Below are 22,063 nucleotides of genomic sequence, written 5' to 3'. Positions count from 1 at the left end.
GAGTGCTCGCGAGGCGGTCGCCGACGCGATGAGCGCCTCTCTCTCCCCGACCGCCGCAGGCGGCGCGATCAAGCACCGCAGCCCCCTGCCCCGCGAAGCGCGCGACACGCTGTTCCTGCTCGCGATCATCGCGGCCACGCTCGTCCCGCATGCCGGCCACCTGCCGTGGTGGTGCAGCCTGCTCACCGCGCTGATGCTCGGCTGGCGCGCGCGCCTGGCCTGGCGCAGCGAGGCGCTGCCCGGCCGCTGGAGCCTGCTGGCCGTGCTCGCGCTCGTCATCGGGCTGACCTTCGCCACGCACAAGACCATCCTCGGCCGCGAAGCCGGCATCACGATGCTGGCGATGCTGATGGCGCTCAAGACGCTCGAGTTGCGCGCCCGGCGCGATGCCTTCGTCGTCTTCTTCCTCGGCTTCTTCCTGGTGTTGACGCAGTTCCTGTATTCGCAGTCGCTGCTGATCGCGCTCTGGATGATCGGCTGCGTCTGGGCGCTGCTGTCGGCGCTGGTGCTGGCGCAGATGCCGCAGGGCGTCCCCAGCCTGAAACTCGCCGCGCGCATCGCCGCCCGCAACACGCTGATCGGGCTGCCGGTGATGGTGGCGCTGTTCGTCCTCTTCCCGCGCCTGCCGCCGCTGTGGGGACTGCCCAAGGACGCCGGTGCGCGCACCGGGCTGTCGGACACGATGAGCTTCGGCGCTTTCTCGGAGATCGCCTCCGACGACACCATCGCGATGCGCCTGCGCTTCGACGGCGCGCCGCCGCCCCAGCCGCAGCTGTACTTCCGCGCCCAGGTGCTGTCGCGCTTCGACGGCATCACCTGGACCGTGCCCCGGGTCAGCTGGGCGCCGGCCGACGACGCGCCCACCCTCCAGGGGCCCGTGTTCCGCTACGAGGTCACGATGGACCCGCTGCGCGTGAACGTGATCCCGCTGCTGGAGTTCAGCCCCGGCGCCACGGGGGCGCATCTGGCGCTCGGACGCCTGACGGCGACACGCGCGCCTCAAGGTCAATGGCTGGTCGCGGCGCCTGTCGCCGAGACGCTGCGCTTCCGTCACGAGGCCTGGCCGCGCGCGGCACCCAGCACGCAACTCAGCCGCGCCGACCGCAATGAATCCCTGAGCCTTCCGCCGGGCCTGAACCCGCGCGCGCGCGCCTACGGCGCATCCCTGCGCGAGCGCTTCGCCACACTCGACGAGGACGCGGTCAGCCAGGCGGTGAACCGGGAGCTGCTGACGCAGATCCGCCGCGGGGGTTCGGCTACACGCTGACGCCGGGCGTCTACGGCGAAACGACCCGCGACTCGATCGACGAGTTCTGGTTCGACCGCAAGCTCGGCTTCTGCGAGCACTTCGCATCCGCCTATGTCGTGCTGATGCGCGCGGCCGGCATCCCAGCCCGCGTGGTCACCGGCTTCCAGGGCGCCGATCAGAATCTGCAGGACGGCGACCTGATCGTGCGTCTGAGCCAGGCGCACGCCTGGGCCGAGTTCTGGACGCCCACCGGCGGGTGGCAGCGCGCCGACCCGACCGCCGCGATCTCGCCGGACCGCGTCCAGGGCCGCCCGCTGCGGCCGCCACCGGGCCTCTTCACCGGCGCGATCGACCAGTTCCGCCCCGGCCTGCTCACGGAGCTGCGCGCCGTCTGGGAGCGGATCAACAACCGCTGGCAGCAGTCGGTGCTGAACTTCTCGACCGGCGACCAGATGAGCCTGCTCAAGCGGCTCGGCTTCGACAACCCGGACTGGACCACCCTGGGACAGGTCGCGGGCGCGCTGCTGACGGCGACGGCCGCGATCGGCGCCGGCGTGGCCGCGTGGCAGCGGCGGCCCCACGACCCCTGGTCGCGCCAGCGCCTGCGGGTGCGGCGCGAGCTCGACCGACTCGGCCTCCCGACCCGCGACGACGAGACGCCGCGGCGCTGGGCGGCCTCGCTCGTCGAACGCCATGGCGCACACGCCGAGGCCGTGGCGGCATCGCTGTTGCAATTGGAAGCGCAACGCTATCGCCAGGACCTCGCCGCCGCCACGTCACAATGGCAACGCCAGTTCGCGGCGCAATGCGCCGAGCTCCGGCAGGTGCTGGCCCGCTGATTCCGTCGCTTCTGCCGGTACGCTTCTGCCGGTGCCACTGATCCACCGCCCCGCGCCTCCGTGCCCCACCGCCGCTCCCGCGGCGCTTCCGCCCGCATGACCGCCCGCATGACCGATCTCCGTCGTACCCGTCGCTCCTCTCCCCGTCGCGCGTTCCTCCGCACGCTCCTGCAGGCCTCGATGGCCGCCTCGCCGCTGGTGGCCCTGCTGGGCACGGCCCCGGCGATGGCGCAGGACCCTGCCCCCGCCCGATCGCAAGCCGCGGCCAAGGCCGCGTCCGCAGCGAAATCCGTCAAGAAGCCGGTGAAGAAACCGGCCCGCAAGCCGGCGGTGCTCCCCGAGTACGGCGATCGCGCCGACGTGATGGCCTTCGCCGACGCGCAGGCCGAGTCGCTCGGCTACCGGCGCGAGGAGCTGCGCGCCGTGCTGGCGCTGGCGCGCCCGCAACCCACGGTCCAGCGCCTGATCCTGCCCGGACCGCCGGGACAGGCGAAGGACTGGGGCGCCTACCGGCAGCGCTTCGTCGAGCCGCAGCGGCTGCAGGCGGGCCTGGCGTTCTGGGCGACGCACGAGGCGGCCCTGGCGCGCGCGGAGGCGACCTACGGCGTTCCGGCCGAGGTGATCGCCTCGGTGATCGGCGTGGAAACCTTCTACGGCCGCATCATGGGTACCTTCCGCGTGCTGGACGCGCTGGCGACCTTGAGCTTCGACTACCCGTCGCCGCTGCCCCCGGGCGCGCGCGACCGCAGCCCGTTCTTCCGGGAGGAGCTGCGCCAGTTCCTGATCCTCGCGCGCGAGAACGGTCTGGATCCGATGGCGATGAAGGGCTCGTACGCCGGCGCGATGGGCTGGGGCCAGTTCATGCCGGGCAGCTGGCGGCGCTACGCGATCGACTTCGACGGCGACGGTCACGTGGACCTGATCAACAGCCCGGTCGACGCGATCGGGTCGGTGGCCAACTTCCTGAAGGAGCATGGCTGGCAGCGCGGCATGCCGACGCATTACGAGGTGCAGGTGCCCAACGACACGGCCGCGCGCGCGCAGCTGCTGATCAGCGACGTGCTGCCGCAGCTGGACGCCCGGCAGTTCGAATCGGTCGGCGCGCAGCTGTCGCCGCAGGGGCGCGCCCACACCGGGCCGCTGGCGCTGATCGAGCTGCAGATGGGCGGGGCCGCGCCGGTGTACGTCGCCGGCACGCAGAACTTCTACACGGTGACGCGCTACAACCAGAGCAGCTACTACGCGATGGCCGTCATCGAATTCGCCAACACGCTGGCCAGCTGGCGCAAGGCGACAGGGGCGACGCCCGCCTCGGGGGCAGCCAGCGGCAGCTGACGATCGACGAGGGGTGACGATCGACGGGGGATGGTCGGCGGCACCGCTTCGCGATAGCGTTGTCGCATGCGACCTCCTCCGCTCCGCCTTCCTCGCCGTCCGTTGTGCATCGCGCTCCTGGCGCCGGTGCTGGCATTCGGACAGACACCGCCCCAGGCGGCGGCGCCACCGGCCTCTTCGGCCTCCGCGCCTGCATTGACGCCGATCGCCGCGAGCCTGCGCTACGACTCGCGCCTGGCTGAATTCAAGAAGCCCTTCGGCGCCTTGCCCGCCAAGTCCTGGGTCGACTTCCAGCTGACCGCTTTGCCTGGCGTGGAGAAGCTCGAGCTCGTCGTCGAGCGTCGCCGCGTCGAGGGCAACGAGGACCTGATCGCCTACACCGAGGAAGCGCGCGTGCCGCTGCACAAGGCCGGTGCCGCCGCCGGCCGCGAGCTGTGGAAGGCGCGCCATCGCTTCGGCGGGCCGGGCGTCTACGGCTACTACTTCGTCGCCACCGTCGGCGGCGAACGCTTCGTCGTCCAGAACAACGCCGACACCATCTACTGGACCAAGGAGAAGGGCTCGATGGGCCCGGCCACCGTGGCGCCGATGGCCGCGCTCCCCGGTATCGCCGAGGGCAAGGGACCGGTCCCGCCGTTCGCGATCCGCCGCTACCGGCAGACGATCCATGCGTCCGACTTCGCCGTGCCGGACTTCGCCCGCGACCTCGTCTATTACTACGTCTTCCCCGAGCGTTTCCGCAACGGCGACAAGACCAACGATCCGCAGGTCGGCCAGGCCAGGTACCAGGACCACGGCATCGAGCGTCACCCGCGCTGGCTGGACCGGCCCTACAAGCCCGGCAGCGGTGACGGCTCCGACGCGGTCTACAACAACGACTTCTTCGGCGGCGACCTCGCCGGGATCATCGACAAGCTCGACGACCTCCGGGACCTCGGCGCCAACGCGCTCTACCTGACGCCCATCTTCCAGGCCGCCAGCAACCACAAGTACGACACCGGCGACTACAAGCGCATCGATCCAGCCTTCGGCAGCAACGCCGACTTCGAACGCCTCACCAGCGAGGCCGGCAAGCGCGGGCTGCGCGTGATCCCGGACACCTCGCTGAACCACGTGGGCGCGGACTCGCCCTACTTCAACCGCTTCGGCAACTTCCCCGCCGGCGGGGCGTTCGACAACGGCAAGCCCAATCCCGCATCCCCCTACGCCAGCTGGTTCAAGTTCGACCTGACGAAGACGACGCCCGACGACCAGTACGCGGCCTGGATCGGCATCAAGGACCTGCCCGAGATCGACAAGTCCAGCCGCGCGTTCCGCGACTACGCCTTCGGCCGCGACGGGGTGATGCAGTTCTGGCTGGACCGCGGCGCGGCGGGCTGGCGCATGGACGTGGCGCCGTGGGTACCGGACGATTTCTGGCGCGCCTGGCGCGTCGCGGTGAAGCGGCACCAGCCGCAGGCGCTGACGATCGCGGAGACCTGGTTCGACGCCAGCAAGTTCTTCCTCGGCGACACCTTCGACGCGACGATGAACTACATCTTCCGCAACTCGGTGCTGGACTACGCGGCCGGCGGCAACGCGGAGCGCCTCTACCAGAACCTCGAGCTGCTGCGCGAGTCCTACCCGGCGTCGTCGCTGTTCGCGTCGATGACGCTGCTGTCCTCGCACGACCAGCCGCGCGCGCTGCATCACTTCGGCGTGCGTGACGACAGCCCGCCGGAGCAGGTCGCCGACGGCAAGCGCCGGCTGCTGCTGGCGGTCTTCTTCCAGATGACCTATCCCGGCGCGCCGACGATCTACTACGGCGACGAGGTGGGCCTGGGCGGCGGCGAGGACCCGTACAACCGCGCGCCCTATCCGTGGGCCGACGAAGGCGGCCAGCCGGACCTCGCGCTGCGCGACCGGGTCAAGCAGCTGGTGGCGCTGCGGCACGCGCAGCCGGTGCTGCGGCACGGCACCTTGTCGGCGCCGCTGTGGCTCGACGAGCACGTCATCGTCCTGCTGCGCCAGGACGGCCAGCGCAACGCGATCGTCGCGATGAACAACGCCGCCGAGCCGATGCGCGTCGAGCTGACGTTGCCGCCCGCGCTGCGCGGCACGCCCTTCCTCGATGCGATGACACCGGGCGCGCCGATGAAGGCGGCGGCCAACGGCAAGCTGCTAATGGAAATCGCCCCGATGACGGGGCGAGTGCTGGTGGGGGATTGAGCGCGCAGCAAGAATCGATGGTCCGCCGCACCACTGACGTGGTGCCGCGGTGCCGATTTGGGATGCCCCGCTAGGCGCGAACCGGAGCCATAGCAGCGCTATGGCGAGGATTCGCAACAACGCGGGGCGCCCAAATCGGCGCCGCGGCGCCGCGTCAGAACTTGTAGGTGGCGCCGATCAGGTAGGTACGACCCCACTTGATGTATTCCAGCGGGCGGTCCTTGGTGGCTGCGTAGGTGCGGTAGGCCTCGTCGGTCAGGTTGTTGACCTGCGCCAGCAGACCCAGTCCCTTCAGCGGACCTTCGGTGAAGTTGTAGCCGATCTGCGCGTCGACGATGCTCTCGCCGACCACGTAGCGCAGCGTGCGCGCCCCGTTGAAGTTGCCGATCTCGCCGATGAAGTCCGAGCGCTTGCGCTGGCTGACACGGGCCTCGAAGCCGTTGGCCTCGTAGTACGCAGTCAGGTTGTACACGCGCTTGGACAGGCCCGGCAGCGTGATGAAGCCCGAACCCACGCTGCTCGCGCTCTCAGGATCCTTGATCTCGATGTTGCTGCTGTTGAAGCTGGCGCTCGCGATGATGCCGAAGCCGTTCAGCGACTTGCTGATCAGGTTGAACGGCAGTGACGCCGTCAGCTCCATGCCGCGGAGCTTGCCGCCCTGGCCGTTGTACGGCGCGGTGTAGGTGCCGACCGGCAGCGCGTCGGGCTGGCCCGGCTGCGGCTTGTAGCCGGCGACGAAGCGCGAGAAGTCGTAGCGGTCGTTGCCCTGCGTGTAGATGTAGCTGCGCAGGTCCTTGTAGTAGCCCGCCACCGAGACATAGGCCTTGGAGCCGAAGTATTTCTCCCAGGACAGGTCGACCGCGTTGGCGCGCCACGGGTCCAGTTCCGGGTTGCCGCCGCTCGCGCCGGGCTTGCCCGTCGACGAATCGACGCCGAAGTCCAGCGCCGAGCGCAGTTGATCCACCTTGGCGCGGGCCATCTGCTTGGCGATCGCGAAACGCAGCGTCTGGTCATCCGTCAGCGACCAGGCCAGGTTCAGCGCCGGCAGGTAGTCGGTGTACTTCTTGCCGCCGTTGAGCGGCTTGACCTGCTGGCCCACCGGGGCCGTGCCGTCGAAGTAGTTCGACTGCGAGGACTGGTCCGTGTGCACCACCTGCAGGCCGACGTTGCCGCGCATCGGGATGCCGAAGGTCGACGCGTCGATGTTGCCCTTGAAGAACAGCGTCGCGACCTTCTCCTTCACGTCCCAGGCCTTGGAGATCAGGTAGCTCTCCGTGTCCGTCGGGTTGAAGGTCATGTAGCGGCCGACCGCGCCCGGCACGTTCCACGCCGGGATCATGCCCAGGCCGGCGAAGCTCAGGTCCACCGGGCTGTACTGGTACTCCGCACCGATCGGGGTGTACTTCGTCGGGTCGATGTTGATGCCGCCTTCCGGCTGGCGCTTCTTCTTCGAACGATCCGCGTAGTTCACGCCGACGTCGAAGTCCGAGAACCAGCCGTTCACCGCCGCCGGCGCCGGCATGTTGCCCACCAGCTTGAAGCCGGTCAGTTCGTCCTTGACGCTCGGCGTCTTGCCGTAGCCCGAGCCGTAGATGGTGTTCTGCAGGTAGAGCTTGGTCGGGTCGGAATAGTTCAGGCCCGGGCTGATCTGCGAGAAGTCACCCGAGTTGAAGGCCAGCTTGACGTTGTCCAGCGGCCAGCCCCCACGCGGCTGAGCTGCGTGTTGTTCTCGAGATTGATCTCGCTGCGGGTCGCACGCGAATAGTTGACGTCGGCCGTCAGCGACAGGCCGCTCTCGAACTTCAGCTTGTTGTTCCAGCCCGTCGCCACGATCTTGTCGTCGCGCTTGTTGTACATGCCGCGCACCAGCGGATACGCATTGAGCAGCGTGCCGCCGGTCTGCGTGCCATTGGCATTGGTCGTCGGGTTCGACCAGTTCAGCCCGGCTGGCGCATCGTCGCCCCCGTTCCAGGTCATGCTCATCTCGAACTGGTTGGCCGTGTCCTCGGCCTTGGCCTTGGTCCAGAAGCCGTCGACGACGCTGGTCCAATTCTTGGTCGGGCGGAACTCGATCGTGCCCATCAGCGCGTCACGTTCGGTCTTGCCGGTGCGGCGCAGGGCCTTGATGCCGCCCGAGTTGTAGGTACCGGCGGCCAGGCCGGTGCGCGCCGACTGGTCCCAGGGCTCGTACAGGCCGACTTGCTCTTCCTGCGTCGGCGTTTCCTGGTGCACATAGCCCAGCGAGACACCGATGGTGCGGTCGGCGAATTGGTCGATGTAGCTGGCGCTCAGCCGGTTGCCGGTGGCGCTGGCGTTGGCTGCCGAGCCCAGCGAGTTGCGCTGGCCGCGCGCGTTCAGCGTCACCACGCGGTTGCTGAAGTTGAGCGGGCGGACCGTCTGCATGTCGATCGTGCCCGACAGGCCCTGACCCACCAGGCCCGCGTCCGGCGTCTTGTAGACGACCACGCCGCTGAGCAGCTCGGACGGGTACTGGTCGAACTCGACGCTGCGGTTGTCGCCGGTGGAGACCATTTCCCGGCCATTGAGCAGCGTGGTCGCGAAGTCGGGCGAGAGGCCGCGGACCGAGATCACCTGCGCGCGGCCGGCCACGCGCTGGGCCGACAGGCCGGGCAGGCGCGCGATCGATTCGGCGATGGACACGTCGGGCAGCTTGCCGATGTCCTCGGCAGACACCGCTTCCACGATGGAGTCGGAGTTCTTCTTCACCGAGATCGCGGCCTCGATGCCGCGGCGGATGCCGGTGACGGTGACGGTTTCCAGTTGGCGGTCGGCGGCGGCCTTCTCCGCGGCCGCCTTGTCGGCCTCGGTCTGGGCCTGCTGCGCGTGCGCGGCGCCGGCCATCAGGGCCAGCGTCACCAGGCAACCGGCAGCGACCGGCTGCACCCGGAACAACTCGCGCGAGGCGTGCGATGTCTTCATCTCTTTGTCTCCTGTAGCTCTTGCTGTTCTTGGGCACCTGTCGGCGCCCGGCTTCGGCTCGCCCTGCGGGAACTGCGATCTGGAGGTTCGCGTGGCAGGGACGACGGAACCCAACGTTCGAAAAGAATTCTGTACTAAAACTAGATCACGAACCAAGCTCTCGCAAACCCTGGACGTCGTTTGTCTTGCATGTCATGGTGGAAAAACGACGAAGTTACTTCGGGTTTATACGAATAAAACTGCAAATTAGGGACGAGAAATGAAAAACGGCGACCGCAAGGGCCGCCGTTCACAGGGCGTTATGTAGCTTGACTACAACCGTTCTGCGTCTTCAGCGCACCGACTGCTGGAGCGCGAACGCTGCCCCCGCCAGCGCGGTCAGCGTGTCGGTGATCAGGACGCAGGGCACCGAGGCCAGATAGGGCGTGAAACGCCCCTTGGCCTCGAAACTCGCCCGGAAGCCCGACTGGAAGAAGCGCTCCCCCAGCCGCGGCACGATGCCGCCGCCGATGTAGACGCCGCCCCGCGCGCCCAGCGCCAGCGTGACGCTGCCGGCGAAGCTGCCGAGGAAGGCGCAGAACTGGTCCATGGTCTTGACGCAGATTGCGTCGCCGGACAGCGAGCCCTCGACGATCTGTTCCGCCGTCAGCCGCTGCGCCGACGGCTGGCCGGCGACCGCGGCCACCGCCGCATGCAGGGTCGGCAGGCCGACGCCCGACAGGAAGCGCTCGGCGGAGACATGCGGGAACTCCTTGCGCGCGGCGGCGAGCAGCGCGCTCTCGTAATCGTTGGTCGGCGCCAGCGTCATGTGGCCGCCCTCGCCCGCCAGCGCAACCCAGCCGCCGGACGTCTCGATCACCCCGCCGACGCCCAGGCCGGTGCCCGGGCCGATCACCGCCAGCGTGCCGCGCGGCGAGGCCAAGGCCGGTCCCGGCACCGCCGCGACCTGGTCCGCCCGCAGGCCCGGCAGCGACAGCGCCAGCGCCTCGAAGTCGTTCAGCAGCCGCAATTCGTCCAGTCCCAGCTCGGCCTGCAGCTGGCTGCGCGAGAAGGTCCAGTGGCTGTTGGTCAGCTCGATCCGATCGCTGTTGATCGCCGTGGCCAGCGCCAGCGAGGCCCGTTTCGGACGCGCCGTCACGCCCAGGCCGGCGAGTTCCTTCAGATAGGCCTCCGCCGCGGCGCGCAGCGAGTCGTATTGCGCCACCGGCAGCTTGCGGACGTGGTCCACGGCCTTGCCGGGGCCGTCGACCCACGCGAAGCGGGCATTGCTGCCGCCGATGTCCGCCACCAGCCACGGATAGCCCGCGGCATTCACACCCTGATCTGCTTGCACTGTTCTTGTCCTGCTCTCTGACTGGGGGACGCGCCGTGGCGGCGCGTCCGGGACCGCGTCCGCGGCGAATCCGCGCAAGGTAGCAAAACTACATCACTCGCACAAGAGAGGTGTTGCCAAGTCCCTCCAAGGCCACTTCTCCGCCGAATCCGCCGTTTCGCATCTCGCGTTCAATTGCTTGTCGCTGAACGAGTTTTTCGTTCAGCGATGACAATTCTCGCCTGATTTACAAGCTGTAGTCACGCTACACATCCAAACGCCGCCGCACCATCGCGCCGCTAGGGCGAACCCTTCCGGAAGGCGCGGGGCGGCGCGCCATAATCGCGGCTTCATGCGTGAATTCGACAGTCCCCGGCTCATCGCCGACATCGGCGGTACCTTCGCCCGCTTCGCCCTGGAAATCACCCCGGGAGAGTTCGAGCACATCGCCTTGCTGCGCTGCGCCGAGCACGCCGACTTCCATGCCGCGGTGCGGTCCTACATGGACCGGCTGCCGCGCCAGCTGAAACCGGCGCACGCGGCGATCGCGATCGCCAACCCGGTCGAGGGCGACCTGGTGCGCATGACCAACTACCACTGGCAGTTCTCGATCGAGGAAGCGCGCCAGCGCCTCGGCCTGGACACGCTGGTGGTCGTCAACGACTTCACCGCGCTGGCGATGGCCCTGCCCCGGCTGCGCGGCAGCGAGATCCGCCAGATCGGCGGCGGCGAGGCGCGCCCGCACAGCGTCATCGGGCTGCTGGGCTCGGGCTCCGGTCTGGGCGTGTCGGGCCTGATCCCGGCCGGCGAGGGCTGGATCTCCCTCGGCTCCGAAGGCGGCCACACCAACTTCGCGCCGCGCGACGAACGCGAGATCGCCCTGCTGCGCTTCGCCTGGAACGAGTACGAGCACGTCTCCTTCGAGCGGCTGCTGTCGGGGCCAGGTCTTGAGCTGATGCATCGCGCGATGGCGGACTACCTGAAGCGCCCGTCGGAGCCGCTGACGGCGCCGGACATCACCGCACGCGCGCTCGAGGCCGCCGACCCTGTCTGCGAAGCCACGCTGGACCTGTTCTGCACGCTGCTGGGCACCGCCGCGGCCAACCTGGCGGTGACGCTGGGCGCGCTGGGCGGCATCTACATCGGCGGCGGCATCGTGCCGCGGCTGGGCGAGTACTTCGACCGCTCGCGCTTCCGCGCGCGCTTCGAGGACAAGGGCCGCTTCTCCGACTACGTCACCGCGATCCCGACCTTCGTGATCACGGCCGAGCACGCCACCTTCAAGGGCGCGTCCGCGATCCTGGAGGCGCAGCTGCGCAGCCTGCAGAACAGCGGCGGCGCCTCGGCGATCGTCGGCCAGATCCGGCGCGCGCGCGACGGCCTCTCGCCGGCCGAGCAGCGCGTCGCGGACCACGTGCTGGCGCACTCGCGCAAGGTGCTGAACGACCCGATCGCCGAGATCGCCCGCGCGGCCAGCGTCAGCCAGCCGACGGTGATCCGTTTCTGCCGCTCGCTCGGATGCGAGGGGCTGTCCGACTTCAAGCTGCGGCTGGCCTCGGGCCTGACCGGCACGGTGCCGGTCAGCCACACGCAGGTGACGCAGGACGACTCGATGGTGGAGCTGGGCGAGAAGGTGCTGGGCAACACCGCCTCGGCGATCCTGCAGGTGCGCAGCCAGCTCAACCGCGACATGATCGACCGCAGCATCGAGCTGCTGCTGAACGCCTCGCGGATCGAGTTCTTCGCGATCGGCCATTACGGCGTCGTCGCGCAGGACGCGCAGTTCAAGTTCCTGCGGCTGGGCGTGGCGTGCAACGCTTACGTCGAGCCGCGGCTGCAGCTCCTGGCGGCGCAGACGCTCAAGGCAGGCGACGTGGCCGTGCTGATCAGCAGCAGCGGCAAGCTGCCCGAGCTGATCGCGGTGGCGGATGCGGCACGCGAGCGCGGCGCCCACGTGCTGGCGATCACCGCCAGCCAGTCGCCGCTGGCGAAGAAGGCCGACGCGGCGCTGATCGTCGATCACGTCGAGGATGTCGCCACCCACCTGCCGATGATCAGCCGCATCCTGCACCTGCTGGTGATCGACATGCTGGCGGTCGGCGTCGCGATGCGGCGCGACCACGCGGGGCCGGCCGGACTGGCGCTCGGCGCCGCGCATCCGGACCTCGACGAGACCGACGAGAACGGCCGCCCGAGCGCGCGCCGCGCCGCGCCCGGCATCAGCCTGGCCTCGCCGCTGGCGAAGCTGACGGCGCACAGCCGCTGAGATCGCGGCGACGCCGGCGCACCGCCGCACGCCGGTGCCGCGGACGGCGGTTCACATCAGCCGCCGCCTCCAGCTCACCACCCCGCCAGCACCTCCTCGGCCAGCCCGAACGCCGTGCTGGCGCCGGTGCCGCTCGTGACCATCACCAGCCGCGTGCGCTCGTCCGGCGCCTCCACCAGGCACGGCGCCGACGCGCTGACCGGATAGACGCCGGTCCAGCGCTCGACCACCTCCAGCGAGGGCAGCACCAGCTGGCGGTGCAGCTCGTCCAGGATCAGTCGGTCCACCGCCTCGCTGCCGAACGGCGGCAGCACCGGACCGTAATGGTGCGAGTCGCCGACGACCAGGGTGCCGTCGGCGCTCTGCACCGCGATCAGATGGATGCCGTGGGCCAGCGCGTCATGGCGCTCGGCCGACAGCCGCCGCAGCAGCGGCTGGGCCTCCGGCAGCGCCGAATACCCTTCGTAGCGCACCAGGCTGAGGTCGGCCATCAGGGCGGCGTTCAGGCGGAAGCCCGACGGCGGCCGCACGCGCAGCATCTGCAGCTGGCACAAGGACAGCGCGTGCGGCACCCAGCGGTCGGCGAAGAGCCCGTGCAACTCGGCGCCCGAGCAGACCGCGACACGCTCGGCGCGATAAGTCGCGCGGGAGGTGCGGACGTGCGGCGTCTCGATCTCGAGGACCGACTCGCCGAAGCGGAGCTCGACGCCGTGCCGTTCCGCAAGCCACGCGGCGATGCGCGGGATCGCATCGCGTGATTCGACGCGCAACTCGTGCGGGCTGTACAAGGCGCCGCGGAGGCGGTCGCCGGTCTCCCCCATCGTGCGCAAGCCTGGCTGGCGTGCCATCGCGCCATCGGCGCCGAGGCGCTCGCAGCCCTCGCCCATCTCGGTGGCGAGGAAGGCGTCGAGCAAGGCTTCCGATTCTTCGCGACGCGCGGCCAGCAGCAGGCCGGCGTGCTCGATGCGCAGCCCGGCCTGGGGCGCGAGCTCGGCCCAGAGATCGCGCGACCGTTTCGCGCGGCGCCAGTGCGCGCCGCGTTGCTGGCCGGTGACGGTCACGAAGCCGAAGTTGCGGATCGACGCGCCGATGCAGGCCGCGTCGCGTTCGACGACGACGACGCGCCAGCCGCGCTTCGCGCCGGCCCAGGCATGGGCCAGGCCGACGATGCCGGCGCCGACCACGAGGAGGTCATGGGTCATGGGAATTCAGGAAGCAAGAGGGTTTGAGCACTTCCACGTCAGCTGGCCCTCACCCCTGCCCTCTCCCGCAAGCGGGAGAGGGAGTCGTTGCACCGCGTGTTGCCGTCTGCCGCGAGCGAGAGGGAGAGGGAGAGGGAGCGGGAGAGGGAGAAAGAGGAGCGATTGCTGCGAGTGGAGCCGGTCGGACTCCCTCTCCCGCTTGCGGGAGAGGGCGGGGGTGAGGGCCAGCGGCGGTGGAAGTACGGAAGTGCGAGCGCTACCTCGCGCGCCACCGCTGGGTGCGTTGTATGAGCACATGCCCGACCAGCCCGATGACACCGCGTCCCACCGCCGCCGTGACGAACAGCAGCGTCGCCATTGCCGCGGCCGGCGCGGTGTCCCCGGCATCGTCCATCGCCAGCACCGCGATCGCGGCCAGCGTGGTATCGGGCGAATATAGGAACACCACCGCCGACACCGTCGTCAGCGCGCTGACGAAGAAGTAACCCGCCACCTGCACCAGCGTCGGAATCGCGATGGGCAGGTGCACGCGGCGCAGGTGCGTCCAGAACGGCAGGCCGAGCGATTCGGCGACGCGCTCGTATTCCGGATCCAGCTGGCGCAGCGCGCCCAGCTGCGTCAGGTGCGCGACCGAGTAGTAGTGCGCCACCGTGCACAGCACCAGCAGCCCCAGCCCCCGTACCAGCCGCGCAGCGGATTCCACGGCGCGTTGAAGAACAGGATGTAGCCCAGGCCGAGGGCAAGACCCGGCACCGCCATCGGCAGCGTCGCCAGCGCGTTGAGCACGCCGCGCGCGGCGACGAAGCCGCGCGGCTTGTCGACCAGCCAGGCCAGCAGGAAGCTCAGCGTCGCGCCCGCGAGCGCCGTCCACGCGGCCAGGCGCAGCGAGTTGCCGTAGCTGGCCCAGCCGCCGCCGTCGCTCATGTCGAACTGGTAATGGGACAAGGTCGGCGCGAGCTGGTACGGCCAGTACTGCGCGAAGGACGCATACACCGCGATGCCGAAAACGCCGACCAGTGCCACCGCGACCAGCGCGCAATACAGCAGCGCGCCGAGGTCGCGCGCCACGACCGGCGTCGGCACGTGCGGGACGGCGCGCAGGCTCAGCACCGCGCGCTGGCGGGCGCGCAGCCGCTGCTCCAGCGCGAAGGCACCCAGCGCCGGCAGCAACAGCAGCAACGCGACGACGGCGCCGCGGTCCAGACGCTGCTGGCCGACGACCTCCTTGTAGATGTCGGTGGCCAGCATCGCCGTCTGTCCGCCGACGACCTTGGGCACGCCGAAGTCGGTCAGCACCAGCACGAACACGACCACCAGCGAGATCAGCAGGCCGTAGCGGCTGGCCGGCAGCGTCACCGTGCGGAACACGCGCCAGCCGCCGGCGCCCAGGCAGCGCGCCGCCTCGATCGTGCGGGCGTCACTGCTGGACAGCGTGGTGACGAGGATCAGCATCGCGTGCGGGAAGGTCCACAGCACCGAACCCAGCACGATGCCGGCGGGTCCGTAGATGCTGTCGATGCCGAGCGCCTGCATCGGCCCTTTCAGCAGACCCTGGTTGCCGAAGGCGTAGACCAGTCCGATGGCGGCCAGCAGCGAGGGCGCGAGCAGCGGCAGCAGCGCCAGCGCGCGCCACAGCCCCTTGGCCGGCAAGGCCGTGTGCGTCAGCGCCCAGGCGTAGCCGTAGGCCAGCGCGACGCAGACCACGGCGGAGGCGGCCGAGAGGGCGACGCTGTTCCACAGCGCGCTCCAGCGGCCGGTCGAGAAGTACGCGACGAAGTGCGACACGCCCACGAAACGGCCCTGACCGTCGAGCACGCTCTGCGCCAGCAGCGATATCAGCGGCAACAGGATGATCACGGCCAGCGTGACGAGCCCGGCGGCCAGCAGCGCGCGCAGCACCCAGGCTTCGACCTGCCCGCGACGGAGACGCGGAAGCGGCACCTGCGGCGCCCGGGACGCGCGGTCGAACACCAGGCTCACGCGGCCCTCCGCATCGACAGCGGCGCATCAAAGAGATGCAAAGCCTCGGCCGGCAGCCGCAGGCCGCGGACCTCGCCTTCGCTGAGCCCAGCGGCTTCGCCGCTCGGAAGCTCCATCGTCATTCCACCACCCAACGCCTCGCAGCGCAGCAGCACCTGCGTGACGGCGCCGTGGAACTGCAGCGTCTCGATGCGGGCGCGCAGCATCGCGCCCTCCCCGTCCATCAGGCGGATCGCCTCGGGACGGATGCCCAGGCGCACGACGCTCCCTGTCTTGTAGACGCTGGTGTCGCAGCCGAGCAGCGTGGTCCCCACGCGCACGCGTCCCTCGGCGACGACCTGCCCCTCCATCCAGTTCATCCGGCCGACGAAGCCCGCCACCAGCGCGCTCGCCGGACGGTCGTAGAGCTGCCGCGGCGCGCCCTGCTGCGCGATCTGGCCCTTGGCCAGCAGCACCACGCGGTCCGACATCGCCAGCGCCTCGTCCTGGTCGTGCGTCACCATCAGCGTGGTGATGCCCAGCCGCTGCTGCAGCGCGCGGATCTCGGTGCGCAACTCCTGCCGGACCTGCGCGTCGAGCGCCGACAGCGGCTCGTCGAGCAGCAGCAGCTTCGGCCCGGGCGCCAGCGCGCGGGCCAGCGCGACGCGCTGCTGCTGCCCGCCGGACAGCTGCGCCGGGAACTTGCCGGCCTGGTCGAGCAGGCCGACCAGCGCGAGCATCTCCTCGGCGCGCTCGGCGGCCTCGCGGCGAGGCAGGTCGTCGAGGCCGTAGCGGACGTTCTCCCGCGCCGTCATGTTGGGGAACAGCGCATACGACTGGAACACCACGCCGAAACGCCGCTGCGACGCGGGCCAGGCGGTGATGTCCAGCCCGTGCATCAGCACCTGGCCGGCCTCGGGCGTCTCGATGCCGCAGACGATGCGCAGCAACGTCGTCTTGCCGCAGCCCGACGGGCCCAGCAAGGACACGAACTCGCCGGACCGCAGGTCGAGGTCGATGCCTTGCAGCACCGTCTGCGTGCCGAAACGCTTGGTGATCTGGCGCAGATGCAGCATGGGAAGTTCCGGTCTCAGGCTCAGGCTCAGGGTTGGATCACTTCTTCTCGGCCTTGGCCTCGTAGCGGCGCGACCACTCGGCGAGGATGCGGTCGCGGTTCGCGGCGGCCCAGTTGAAGTCGTTCTTCGCGAGCAGCTTGTCGAGGTCGGAGGGCACGAACTCCAGCTGCTCCTGCACCGACGGCAGCGCCAGCACGGCGAAGTTCTTCGCATAGAGCTCGTTGGCCTTGCGCGTGACGGACCAGTCGGCCAGCGCCTTGGCGGCCTCCAGCTTTCTCGTCGTCTTCATGACGGCGGTGGCCTCGACGTCCCAGCCCAGGCCTTCCTTCGGGAAGACGATGTCGATCGGCGCGCCTTCCTTCTTGGTCTTGTTGGCGCGGTACTCGAAGGACAGGCCGACCGGGAACTCGCCGGCGCCGGCCTGGCGGCAGGGCTTGGAGCCGCTGTGCGTGTAGACGCCCATGTTCTGGTGCAGCGCGTCCATGAAGGCCCAGCCCTTGGCTTCGCCCATCATCTGCAGCCAGGCGGAGACCATCAGGTAGCCGGTGCCGCTGGAGGCCGGGTGCGGCATCGTCAGCAGGCCCTTGTAGACGGGCTGGGTCAGGTCGTTCCAGGAGGTCGGCTTGGGCAGGCTGCGCTTGGCGGCCTCCGCCGTGTTGAAGCAGACGGCCGAGGACCACAGGTCCATGCCGACCCAGGTCGGTTGCGGACGCGGGTCGCGCATCGTGGCGCGGACCTGCTCCAGCCCCTTGGGCGCGTACGGCGCGAGCATGCCTTCCTTGTCCAGCAGCATCAGCGAGGTCGCCGCCAGGCCCCAGACGACGTCCGCCTGCGGGTTGGCCTTCTCGGCCAGCAGCCGGGCGGTGACGATGCCGGTGGACTCGCGGACGAACTTCAGCTCGATGGCGGGATGGTCCTGCTCGAAGGCGGTCTTGTAGGCCTTGATCTGGTCGGCCTCGAGCGCGCTGTAGACCAGCAGCTCGGTCTTGCCTTGCGTTCCCTGCGTGCCCTGGGCGTGGACCTCCGGGCTGGTGAGCGCGGCGATCGCGGCCAGGGCCAGCGCCGCGGCGGCGTGCAGGACGGTGGACAGGGGGCTCGACCGGGTGGTCGACAGGGAAGTGATCGGCATGGGCGCTCCATCGGGCGGTGGTCGTTGGGGGACACTGTAGGAATGGCATATGTCATTGACGCGTCAAACGCCCCAAGTTCCCGGAACCCGGTATTGGCCGATTTGGGGGACCCGCGGTGCTCGTGAACCAGCTCAAGGCCTTTTTCGCGGTGGCGCGGCTGGGGTCGATCACCGGCGCGGCGAAGCAGCTGGGCCTGTCCCAGCCGACGGTGACGACGCAGATCCGCGCGTTGGAGGAGCAGTACGGGGTGGAGCTCTTCCACCGCGGCGGCGGGCGGCTGACCCTGAGCGACGCGGGCCGGCGGCTGATGCCGCAGGTGGACGCGCTGCTGCAGCAGGAACTGGACATCGAGTTCGCGCTGCGCGATTCGGCCGAACTGCGCGGCGGCACACTGCGGCTGGGCGCGACGGCGCCGTACTACACGCTGACGCTGGCGCAGCGCTTCAGGACGCGGCACCCGCGGGTCGAGCTCAGCATCGCGGCCGGCAACTCACGGCAGATGGTGGACGCGCTGCTGGCCTACGAGGTCGACTTGGCGACTTCCAGCCACCTGGTGGACGACGCGCGCCTGCACCGCGTCGAGCTGGGCGCGGATCCGCTGGTCCTGCTGCTGCCGCGCGGTCATGCGCTGGCGCGACGCGCGACAGTGCCGCTGGCGGCGTTGACGGAGGAAACGTTGCTGGTGCGCGAGCGCGGCTCGATGACCCGCGCGCTGGCCGAACAGGCGCTGGACGCCGCGGGCGTGCGCCCGAAGGCGCAGATGGAGATCGCGAGCCGCGAGGCGCTGCGCGAGGCCGTCGTGCGAGGCCTGGGGCTCAGCATCTTCGCGGCGCACGAGACGGGGCAACATCCGGGCCTGATCGCCCTGCCCTTCGAGGAGGACATGCCGCTGGTGCGGGAGTACCTCTACTGCCTGCGGGAGCGGCAAGGGGCGACGCTGGTGGCGGCGATGCTGGGATGCGTGGGGGTGCCATGACAACGCTCCTTCGCCCCTCACTCGGCACCCTCCTCATCGGCGCCCTCAGCGCCGCGTTCTTCTTCTGGCTCGCGGCGGTCTCCTTCGCCACCGGCAAGCATCCCGCGACCACGCTCGGCACGGCGCTCTGCTTCAGCCTGCTCGGGCTGATGGCGCTGCCCATGGTCGCCGACTACTTCTTCGCCCGTCATCGGCTGTCCGACGAGGCCATCGACTTCGGCCGCCGCTTCGGGGGCCGCGGCACGATGCGGTGGGCCGACGTGCGACGCGTCCGCTTCTCGCCGACGATGAAGTGGTTCGTGCTCGAGGACCAGGCGCGCATCCGGGCGCGCGTGTCGGCGAACCTCACAGGCCTGCCGGAGTTCGCGAGACTGGTGCTCGCTCACGTGCCGTCCGAGGCGATCGACAAGAAGACGCACAAGCTGCTCGTCGACGCCAGCGTCGGCCGCCGGCCGCGAGTCTGGCTCTGAGGGCCAGTCCGCGCGCGGACCGCAGGCACCCCCTGCACCGCGTCGGCGATACCGGCGCGGCGTCGCGGCTCAATCTGCCGTGATCCCCCGCTCCTTCACCAGCTTCGCCCACTGCGGCAGCTCCTTCTCCAGGCGCGCCCGCGCCTGCGCCGCCGTCGACGGCGTGGCCTCGAAGCCTTCCTTGGCCATCCGGTCCTTGACCGCCTGCGACGTCAGCACCGCGTGCAGCGTCGCGTTCAGCTTGTCGATCACGGGCCGCGGCGTGGCCGCCGGCGCGAAGACCATGAACCAGGTCTCGAAGGCGTAGCCCGGCACGCCCGCCTCCGCGATCGTCGGCACGTCCGGCATCAGCGGCGAGCGCTTCGGGCCGGTCACGCCCAGCGCGCGCAGCTTGCCCGACTGCACATGGCCCTGCGCCGCGGACAGCACCGGGAAGGACATCTCCACCTGGCCGCCGATGGTGTCGCTGAGCGCCGGGCCGCCGCCCCGATACGGGATGTGGACGATGCTCACGCCCGCGACCGCCTTGAACAGCTCGGCCGACATGTGGAAGGTGCTGCCCGTGCCGGCGGACGCATAGGAAAGCTTGCCGGGCTTGCTCTTCGCCAGCGCGATCAGTTCCTTGACGGTCTTCGCAGGCACCTGCTCGTTGACGACAAGCACGTGCTGCGAGCTCGCGACCATGCCGATCGGTGCCAGGTCCTTGAGCGTGTCGTAAGGCATCTTCGGCGTCAGCGCCGGATTGATCGCGAGCGAGACCGTCTGCAGGCCGATCGTGTAGCCGTCGCCCGCGGACCTCGCGACCTCGGCCACGCCGACGTTGCCGCCCGCGCCGGCCTTGTTCTCGACCACCAGCGGCCTGCCGAGCGCCTTCCCCCATTCGTCGGAGATCAGCCGCGCCACGATGTCGGCGCTGCCGCCGGGCGCGTAGGGCACGATCAGCCGCACGGGGCGGTCCGGGTAGGTCTGCGCGAAAGCGCCCGCCGGCAGCATCGCCGCGGCCAGCGCGGCCGAGCCCGCCGCGATCAGGGATCTGCGAATCATCTTGTCTCCTGTGAGGCCCCGATCGTGCGCCGGGGTCCTCCGATGCTAGGTGCGGCAACGCCTCGCGGAATGTCGACGCGGATCATTCTTTCGTTCCTGGAGGTTATGAAACCCCGGCGCAAGGACTGGCCCCTCAGCGCGTGCCGAAGCTCTTCCTGTAGGCGCTCGGGCTGACGCCGGCGATGCGCTGGAACTGGCTGCGGAAGTTCGCGGCCGATCCGAGGCCCACGGCTTCGACGATCTGCTCGATGCTCGAGGAACCGGTCTCCAGCAGCTCTTGGGCCCGGCGCACCCGCGCCTGAATGAGCCACTGCACCGGCGCGATGCCGAACTGCTCCTGGAACCGCCGGTGCAATGTGCGCGGGCTGACGCAGCCTCGGTCCGCGAGCTCGGTCATCGCGATCGGCCGGTGCAGCTGTCGCAGCGCCCACGCGATCACCGGCTGCAGGTCGCGGTCCGGCGGCAGATCGGCGGGCTGGATGAACTGGGCCTGGCCGCCCTCGCGCTGCAGCGGCACGACCGACAGCCGCGCCATGCGGGCCGCGACGGCCGTTCCATGGTCGCCGCGCACCATGTGCAGACAGAGGTCGATCCCGGCAGCCGCACCGGCGGAGGTGAGGATCCGCCCGTTGTCGACGAAGAGCACCGAGGGATCGAGATCGACGTCGGGATGGAGCTGGGCCATCAACGGCGCGGCGGCCCAGTGCGTCGTGGCGCGCAGGCCGTCGAGCAGGCCGGCCTGCGCGAGCACGAACGCGCCGGTGCAGATCGACGCGATCCGGGCACCGCGTTCATGCGCCGCCCGCAGCGCGCGCCTGACGGCCGGGGTGATCGGCGTCGCTGGCGATTCGATGCCGGGCACGACGATCGTGTGCGCGCCCTTCAGCGTCGCGAGGCGGCGCTTCACACCGATCGTGAAGCCGCCGGCGTCGATCTCGTCCTGCTCGGCGCAGACCGTGACCCGATAAGCCTTGCGACCGCCGTCCAGCGTGACGCGGCCGAAGACCTCGCCCGCGATCGTCAGGTCGAAAGGCACCACGCCGGGCAGGGCGAGCACGGCCACCTGGGTCTGGCCCTCGCCCTCCGCCCTCTCCCGCGTCGCGGGAGAGGGCGTTCGGAGCGACGGGCGAAGAGATCGCGAGACGGGCATGGCAGGCACTCCGGGCGGGGATCATCAACGATCCGTCATTCTCCACGCATTTGTCCGAAAACAGTCGAAGGAAGTCGATTCAGCCACTTTCGGTGCGGTCATCCGATCGGAAGAATCCACGCTGTTCCTCGAACCTCCGGAGCTCCTGTTGCCTCATTCGTCCCGGTCCCGCCCTCCCGGCCCCGGCGCCCTCCCACGTCTGTCGACGCTACGACGTCTGTGCCTGCTGGAGGCCTTCACACTGCTGGCGCTGGTGCTGGTCGCGGTGCCGCTGAAGCACCTGGCCGGTCTGCCGATCGCGGTGTCCGTCATGGGCCCGGTGCATGGCATGGCCTTCCTCGTCTTCTGCTGGCAGCTCGCCCAGGCCACCGCGGAGGGCGTCGTCGGTGGCGCGACCGCGGGACGGCTGCTGCTCGCCGCCGTCATCCCGCTCGGCGGCTTCTACAGCTGGCGCCAGCTGGGCCGCGGAGCCCAGACGTGATCTACCTCTGGCTCAAGGGGCTGCACCTTGCGATGGTGCTGACCTGGGTGGGCGGGCTGGTGCTGCTCGGCGTGACGGTGGCCGCGCTGCGCCCGGTGAAGGAGGCCGTCCTGCTTCCGCATGAGAAGCGTCTCGCGACGGCCCTCCTGCGCTGGGACCGCCGCGTGACCACGCCAGCGATGCTGGCCGCCTGGGCGCTGGGCATCGGACTCGCGAGCTGGGGCGGCTGGTTCGGGGCGCTCTGGCTGAGCGCCAAGCTGCCGATCGTCGTCGGCCTGTCAGGCCTGCACGGCGTGCTGTCGGCGACGCTGCGCCGCCACGTCGAGCAGGCCGGGCGCCCGGCTCCGGCCTGGATCCGTCATGCGCCGCTCATCGCGATCGTCGGCGTGGCCGCGATCGCGCTGCTCGCGGTGGTCAAGCCCTGAC

At 70.0% G+C, this 22,063-nt stretch carries 17 protein-coding genes and 1 pseudogene; 9 read left to right on the top strand and 9 right to left on the bottom strand.

Going from position 1 to position 22,063, the window contains the following annotated elements; all coding sequences use genetic code 11:
• Positions 1–28 precede the first annotated feature (28 nt).
• The 4 genes from ACQ859_RS12105 to ACQ859_RS12090 all read left to right on the top strand — a co-directional run bounded on the left by ACQ859_RS12105 (position 29) and on the right by ACQ859_RS12090 (position 5,631).
• Entirely contained in the window at positions 29–1,267 is a 1,239-nt protein-coding gene (locus tag ACQ859_RS12105; RefSeq protein ID WP_431265990.1) for a DUF3488 domain-containing protein, read from the top strand.
• The gene (locus ACQ859_RS12100) at positions 1,162–2,088 is read left to right on the top strand and encodes a transglutaminase-like domain-containing protein (RefSeq protein ID WP_431266523.1); all 927 of its coding nucleotides are present in this window, start codon (positions 1,162–1,164) and stop codon (positions 2,086–2,088) included. The genes ACQ859_RS12105 and ACQ859_RS12100 overlap by 106 nt, the downstream gene beginning before the upstream one ends.
• Before the next feature lie 225 nt (positions 2,089–2,313).
• Positions 2,314–3,423 carry a lytic murein transglycosylase B gene (gene mltB, locus ACQ859_RS12095; RefSeq protein ID WP_431266522.1) on the top strand — a complete coding sequence of 370 codons (1,110 nt, stop codon included), beginning with the start codon at positions 2,314–2,316 and terminating at the stop codon, positions 3,421–3,423.
• Between the two features lie 102 nt (positions 3,424–3,525).
• Positions 3,526–5,631 (top strand): glycoside hydrolase family 13 protein, encoded by a 2,106-nt coding sequence (locus ACQ859_RS12090; RefSeq protein ID WP_431265989.1) that lies wholly within the window; start codon positions 3,526–3,528, stop codon positions 5,629–5,631.
• Positions 5,632–5,785: 154 nt separating this feature from the next.
• Here the strand turns inward: ACQ859_RS12090 and ACQ859_RS12085 are convergent, their stop codons facing one another.
• From ACQ859_RS12085 to glk, 3 genes are all read right to left on the bottom strand, one after another.
• On the bottom strand, positions 5,786–7,279 hold the full coding sequence (locus ACQ859_RS12085) for a TonB-dependent receptor (protein WP_431266521.1): 1,494 nt from the start codon (positions 7,277–7,279) through the stop codon (positions 5,786–5,788).
• A complete protein-coding gene (locus tag ACQ859_RS12080) occupies positions 7,264–8,571 on the bottom strand; it encodes a TonB-dependent receptor plug domain-containing protein (RefSeq protein ID WP_431265988.1) in 1,308 nt (435 codons plus the stop codon). The genes ACQ859_RS12085 and ACQ859_RS12080 overlap by 16 nt, the downstream gene beginning before the upstream one ends.
• A gap of 331 nt (positions 8,572–8,902) precedes the next feature.
• Complete coding sequence (glk, locus tag ACQ859_RS12075; protein WP_431265987.1) at positions 8,903–9,904, bottom strand: glucokinase; 1,002 nt, start codon at positions 9,902–9,904, stop codon at positions 8,903–8,905.
• 331 nt (positions 9,905–10,235) lie between these two features.
• Here glk and ACQ859_RS12070 point away from each other — a divergent pair, with 331 nt between their 5' ends.
• Complete coding sequence (locus ACQ859_RS12070; RefSeq protein WP_431265986.1) at positions 10,236–12,149, top strand: glucokinase; 1,914 nt, start codon at positions 10,236–10,238, stop codon at positions 12,147–12,149.
• Between the two features lie 74 nt (positions 12,150–12,223).
• Here ACQ859_RS12070 and ACQ859_RS12065 read toward each other — a convergent pair whose 3' ends face one another.
• The 4 genes and pseudogenes from ACQ859_RS12065 to ACQ859_RS12050 form a co-directional block, all read right to left on the bottom strand.
• Complete coding sequence (locus ACQ859_RS12065) at positions 12,224–13,351, bottom strand: TIGR03364 family FAD-dependent oxidoreductase (RefSeq protein ID WP_431265985.1); 1,128 nt, start codon at positions 13,349–13,351, stop codon at positions 12,224–12,226.
• A gap of 256 nt (positions 13,352–13,607) precedes the next feature.
• Positions 13,608–15,331: pseudogene (locus ACQ859_RS12060) on the bottom strand (putative 2-aminoethylphosphonate ABC transporter permease subunit).
• Positions 15,328–16,386: an ABC transporter ATP-binding protein gene (locus ACQ859_RS12055; RefSeq protein WP_431265984.1), complete on the bottom strand. Its 1,059-nt coding sequence runs from the start codon at positions 16,384–16,386 to the stop codon at positions 15,328–15,330. Before ACQ859_RS12055 ends, ACQ859_RS12060 begins: the two are co-directional and overlap by 4 nt.
• A gap of 37 nt (positions 16,387–16,423) precedes the next feature.
• Entirely contained in the window at positions 16,424–17,515 is a 1,092-nt protein-coding gene (locus ACQ859_RS12050; RefSeq protein ID WP_431265983.1) for a putative 2-aminoethylphosphonate ABC transporter substrate-binding protein, read from the bottom strand.
• A gap of 116 nt (positions 17,516–17,631) precedes the next feature.
• On the opposite strand from ACQ859_RS12050, the gene ACQ859_RS12045 reads away from it, so the two are divergent.
• Together ACQ859_RS12045 and ACQ859_RS12040 are read left to right on the top strand one after the other, a co-directional pair.
• Complete coding sequence (locus tag ACQ859_RS12045; protein ID WP_431265982.1) at positions 17,632–18,492, top strand: LysR substrate-binding domain-containing protein; 861 nt, start codon at positions 17,632–17,634, stop codon at positions 18,490–18,492.
• Positions 18,489–18,962 carry a hypothetical protein gene (locus ACQ859_RS12040; protein ID WP_431265981.1) on the top strand — a complete coding sequence of 158 codons (474 nt, stop codon included), beginning with the start codon at positions 18,489–18,491 and terminating at the stop codon, positions 18,960–18,962. The genes ACQ859_RS12045 and ACQ859_RS12040 overlap by 4 nt, the downstream gene beginning before the upstream one ends.
• A gap of 69 nt (positions 18,963–19,031) precedes the next feature.
• On the opposite strand, the gene ACQ859_RS12035 is transcribed toward ACQ859_RS12040, so the two are convergent.
• The gene (locus ACQ859_RS12035; RefSeq protein ID WP_431265980.1) at positions 19,032–20,006 is read right to left on the bottom strand and encodes a tripartite tricarboxylate transporter substrate binding protein; all 975 of its coding nucleotides are present in this window, start codon (positions 20,004–20,006) and stop codon (positions 19,032–19,034) included.
• Positions 20,007–20,139: 133 nt separating this feature from the next.
• The gene (locus tag ACQ859_RS12030; protein ID WP_431265979.1) at positions 20,140–21,069 is read right to left on the bottom strand and encodes a GlxA family transcriptional regulator; all 930 of its coding nucleotides are present in this window, start codon (positions 21,067–21,069) and stop codon (positions 20,140–20,142) included.
• A gap of 235 nt (positions 21,070–21,304) precedes the next feature.
• Between ACQ859_RS12030 and ACQ859_RS12025 the strand changes: the two genes are divergently transcribed.
• The gene (locus ACQ859_RS12025) at positions 21,305–21,637 is read left to right on the top strand and encodes a DUF3817 domain-containing protein (RefSeq protein ID WP_431265978.1); all 333 of its coding nucleotides are present in this window, start codon (positions 21,305–21,307) and stop codon (positions 21,635–21,637) included.
• Positions 21,634–22,062, top strand: coding sequence for a CopD family protein (locus ACQ859_RS12020; RefSeq protein ID WP_431265977.1), 429 nt, complete (start codon positions 21,634–21,636; stop codon positions 22,060–22,062). Before ACQ859_RS12025 ends, ACQ859_RS12020 begins: the two co-directional genes overlap by 4 nt.
• Position 22,063 lies beyond the last annotated feature (1 nt).

Source organism: Roseateles chitinivorans (genome assembly GCF_050632235.1).
In the GTDB taxonomy this organism is placed as follows: Bacteria; Pseudomonadota; Gammaproteobacteria; order Burkholderiales; family Burkholderiaceae_C; genus Roseateles; species Roseateles chitinivorans_A.
Note: the sequence above shows the minus strand (reverse complement) of the source record. Positions and strands in the feature narration are given on the sequence as shown.

What these genes read in the sequence shown, in the direction of transcription:
- ACQ859_RS12070 (WP_431265986.1), top strand. Translation starts at nt 10,236, where the DNA reads ATGCGTGAATTCGACAGTCCCCGGCTCATCGCCGACATCGGCGGTACC.
- ACQ859_RS12040 (WP_431265981.1), top strand. Translation starts at nt 18,489, where the DNA reads ATGACAACGCTCCTTCGCCCCTCACTCGGCACCCTCCTCATCGGCGCC.
- mltB (WP_431266522.1), top strand. Translation starts at nt 2,314, where the DNA reads ATGGCGCAGGACCCTGCCCCCGCCCGATCGCAAGCCGCGGCCAAGGCC.
- ACQ859_RS12035 (WP_431265980.1), bottom strand. Translation starts at nt 20,006, where the DNA reads ATGATTCGCAGATCCCTGATCGCGGCGGGCTCGGCCGCGCTGGCCGCG.
- ACQ859_RS12065 (WP_431265985.1), bottom strand. Translation starts at nt 13,351, where the DNA reads ATGACCCATGACCTCCTCGTGGTCGGCGCCGGCATCGTCGGCCTGGCC.
- ACQ859_RS12050 (WP_431265983.1), bottom strand. Translation starts at nt 17,515, where the DNA reads ATGCCGATCACTTCCCTGTCGACCACCCGGTCGAGCCCCCTGTCCACC.
- ACQ859_RS12055 (WP_431265984.1), bottom strand. Translation starts at nt 16,386, where the DNA reads ATGCTGCATCTGCGCCAGATCACCAAGCGTTTCGGCACGCAGACGGTG.
- ACQ859_RS12080 (WP_431265988.1), bottom strand. Translation starts at nt 8,571, where the DNA reads ATGAAGACATCGCACGCCTCGCGCGAGTTGTTCCGGGTGCAGCCGGTC.
- ACQ859_RS12105 (WP_431265990.1), top strand. Translation starts at nt 29, where the DNA reads ATGAGCGCCTCTCTCTCCCCGACCGCCGCAGGCGGCGCGATCAAGCAC.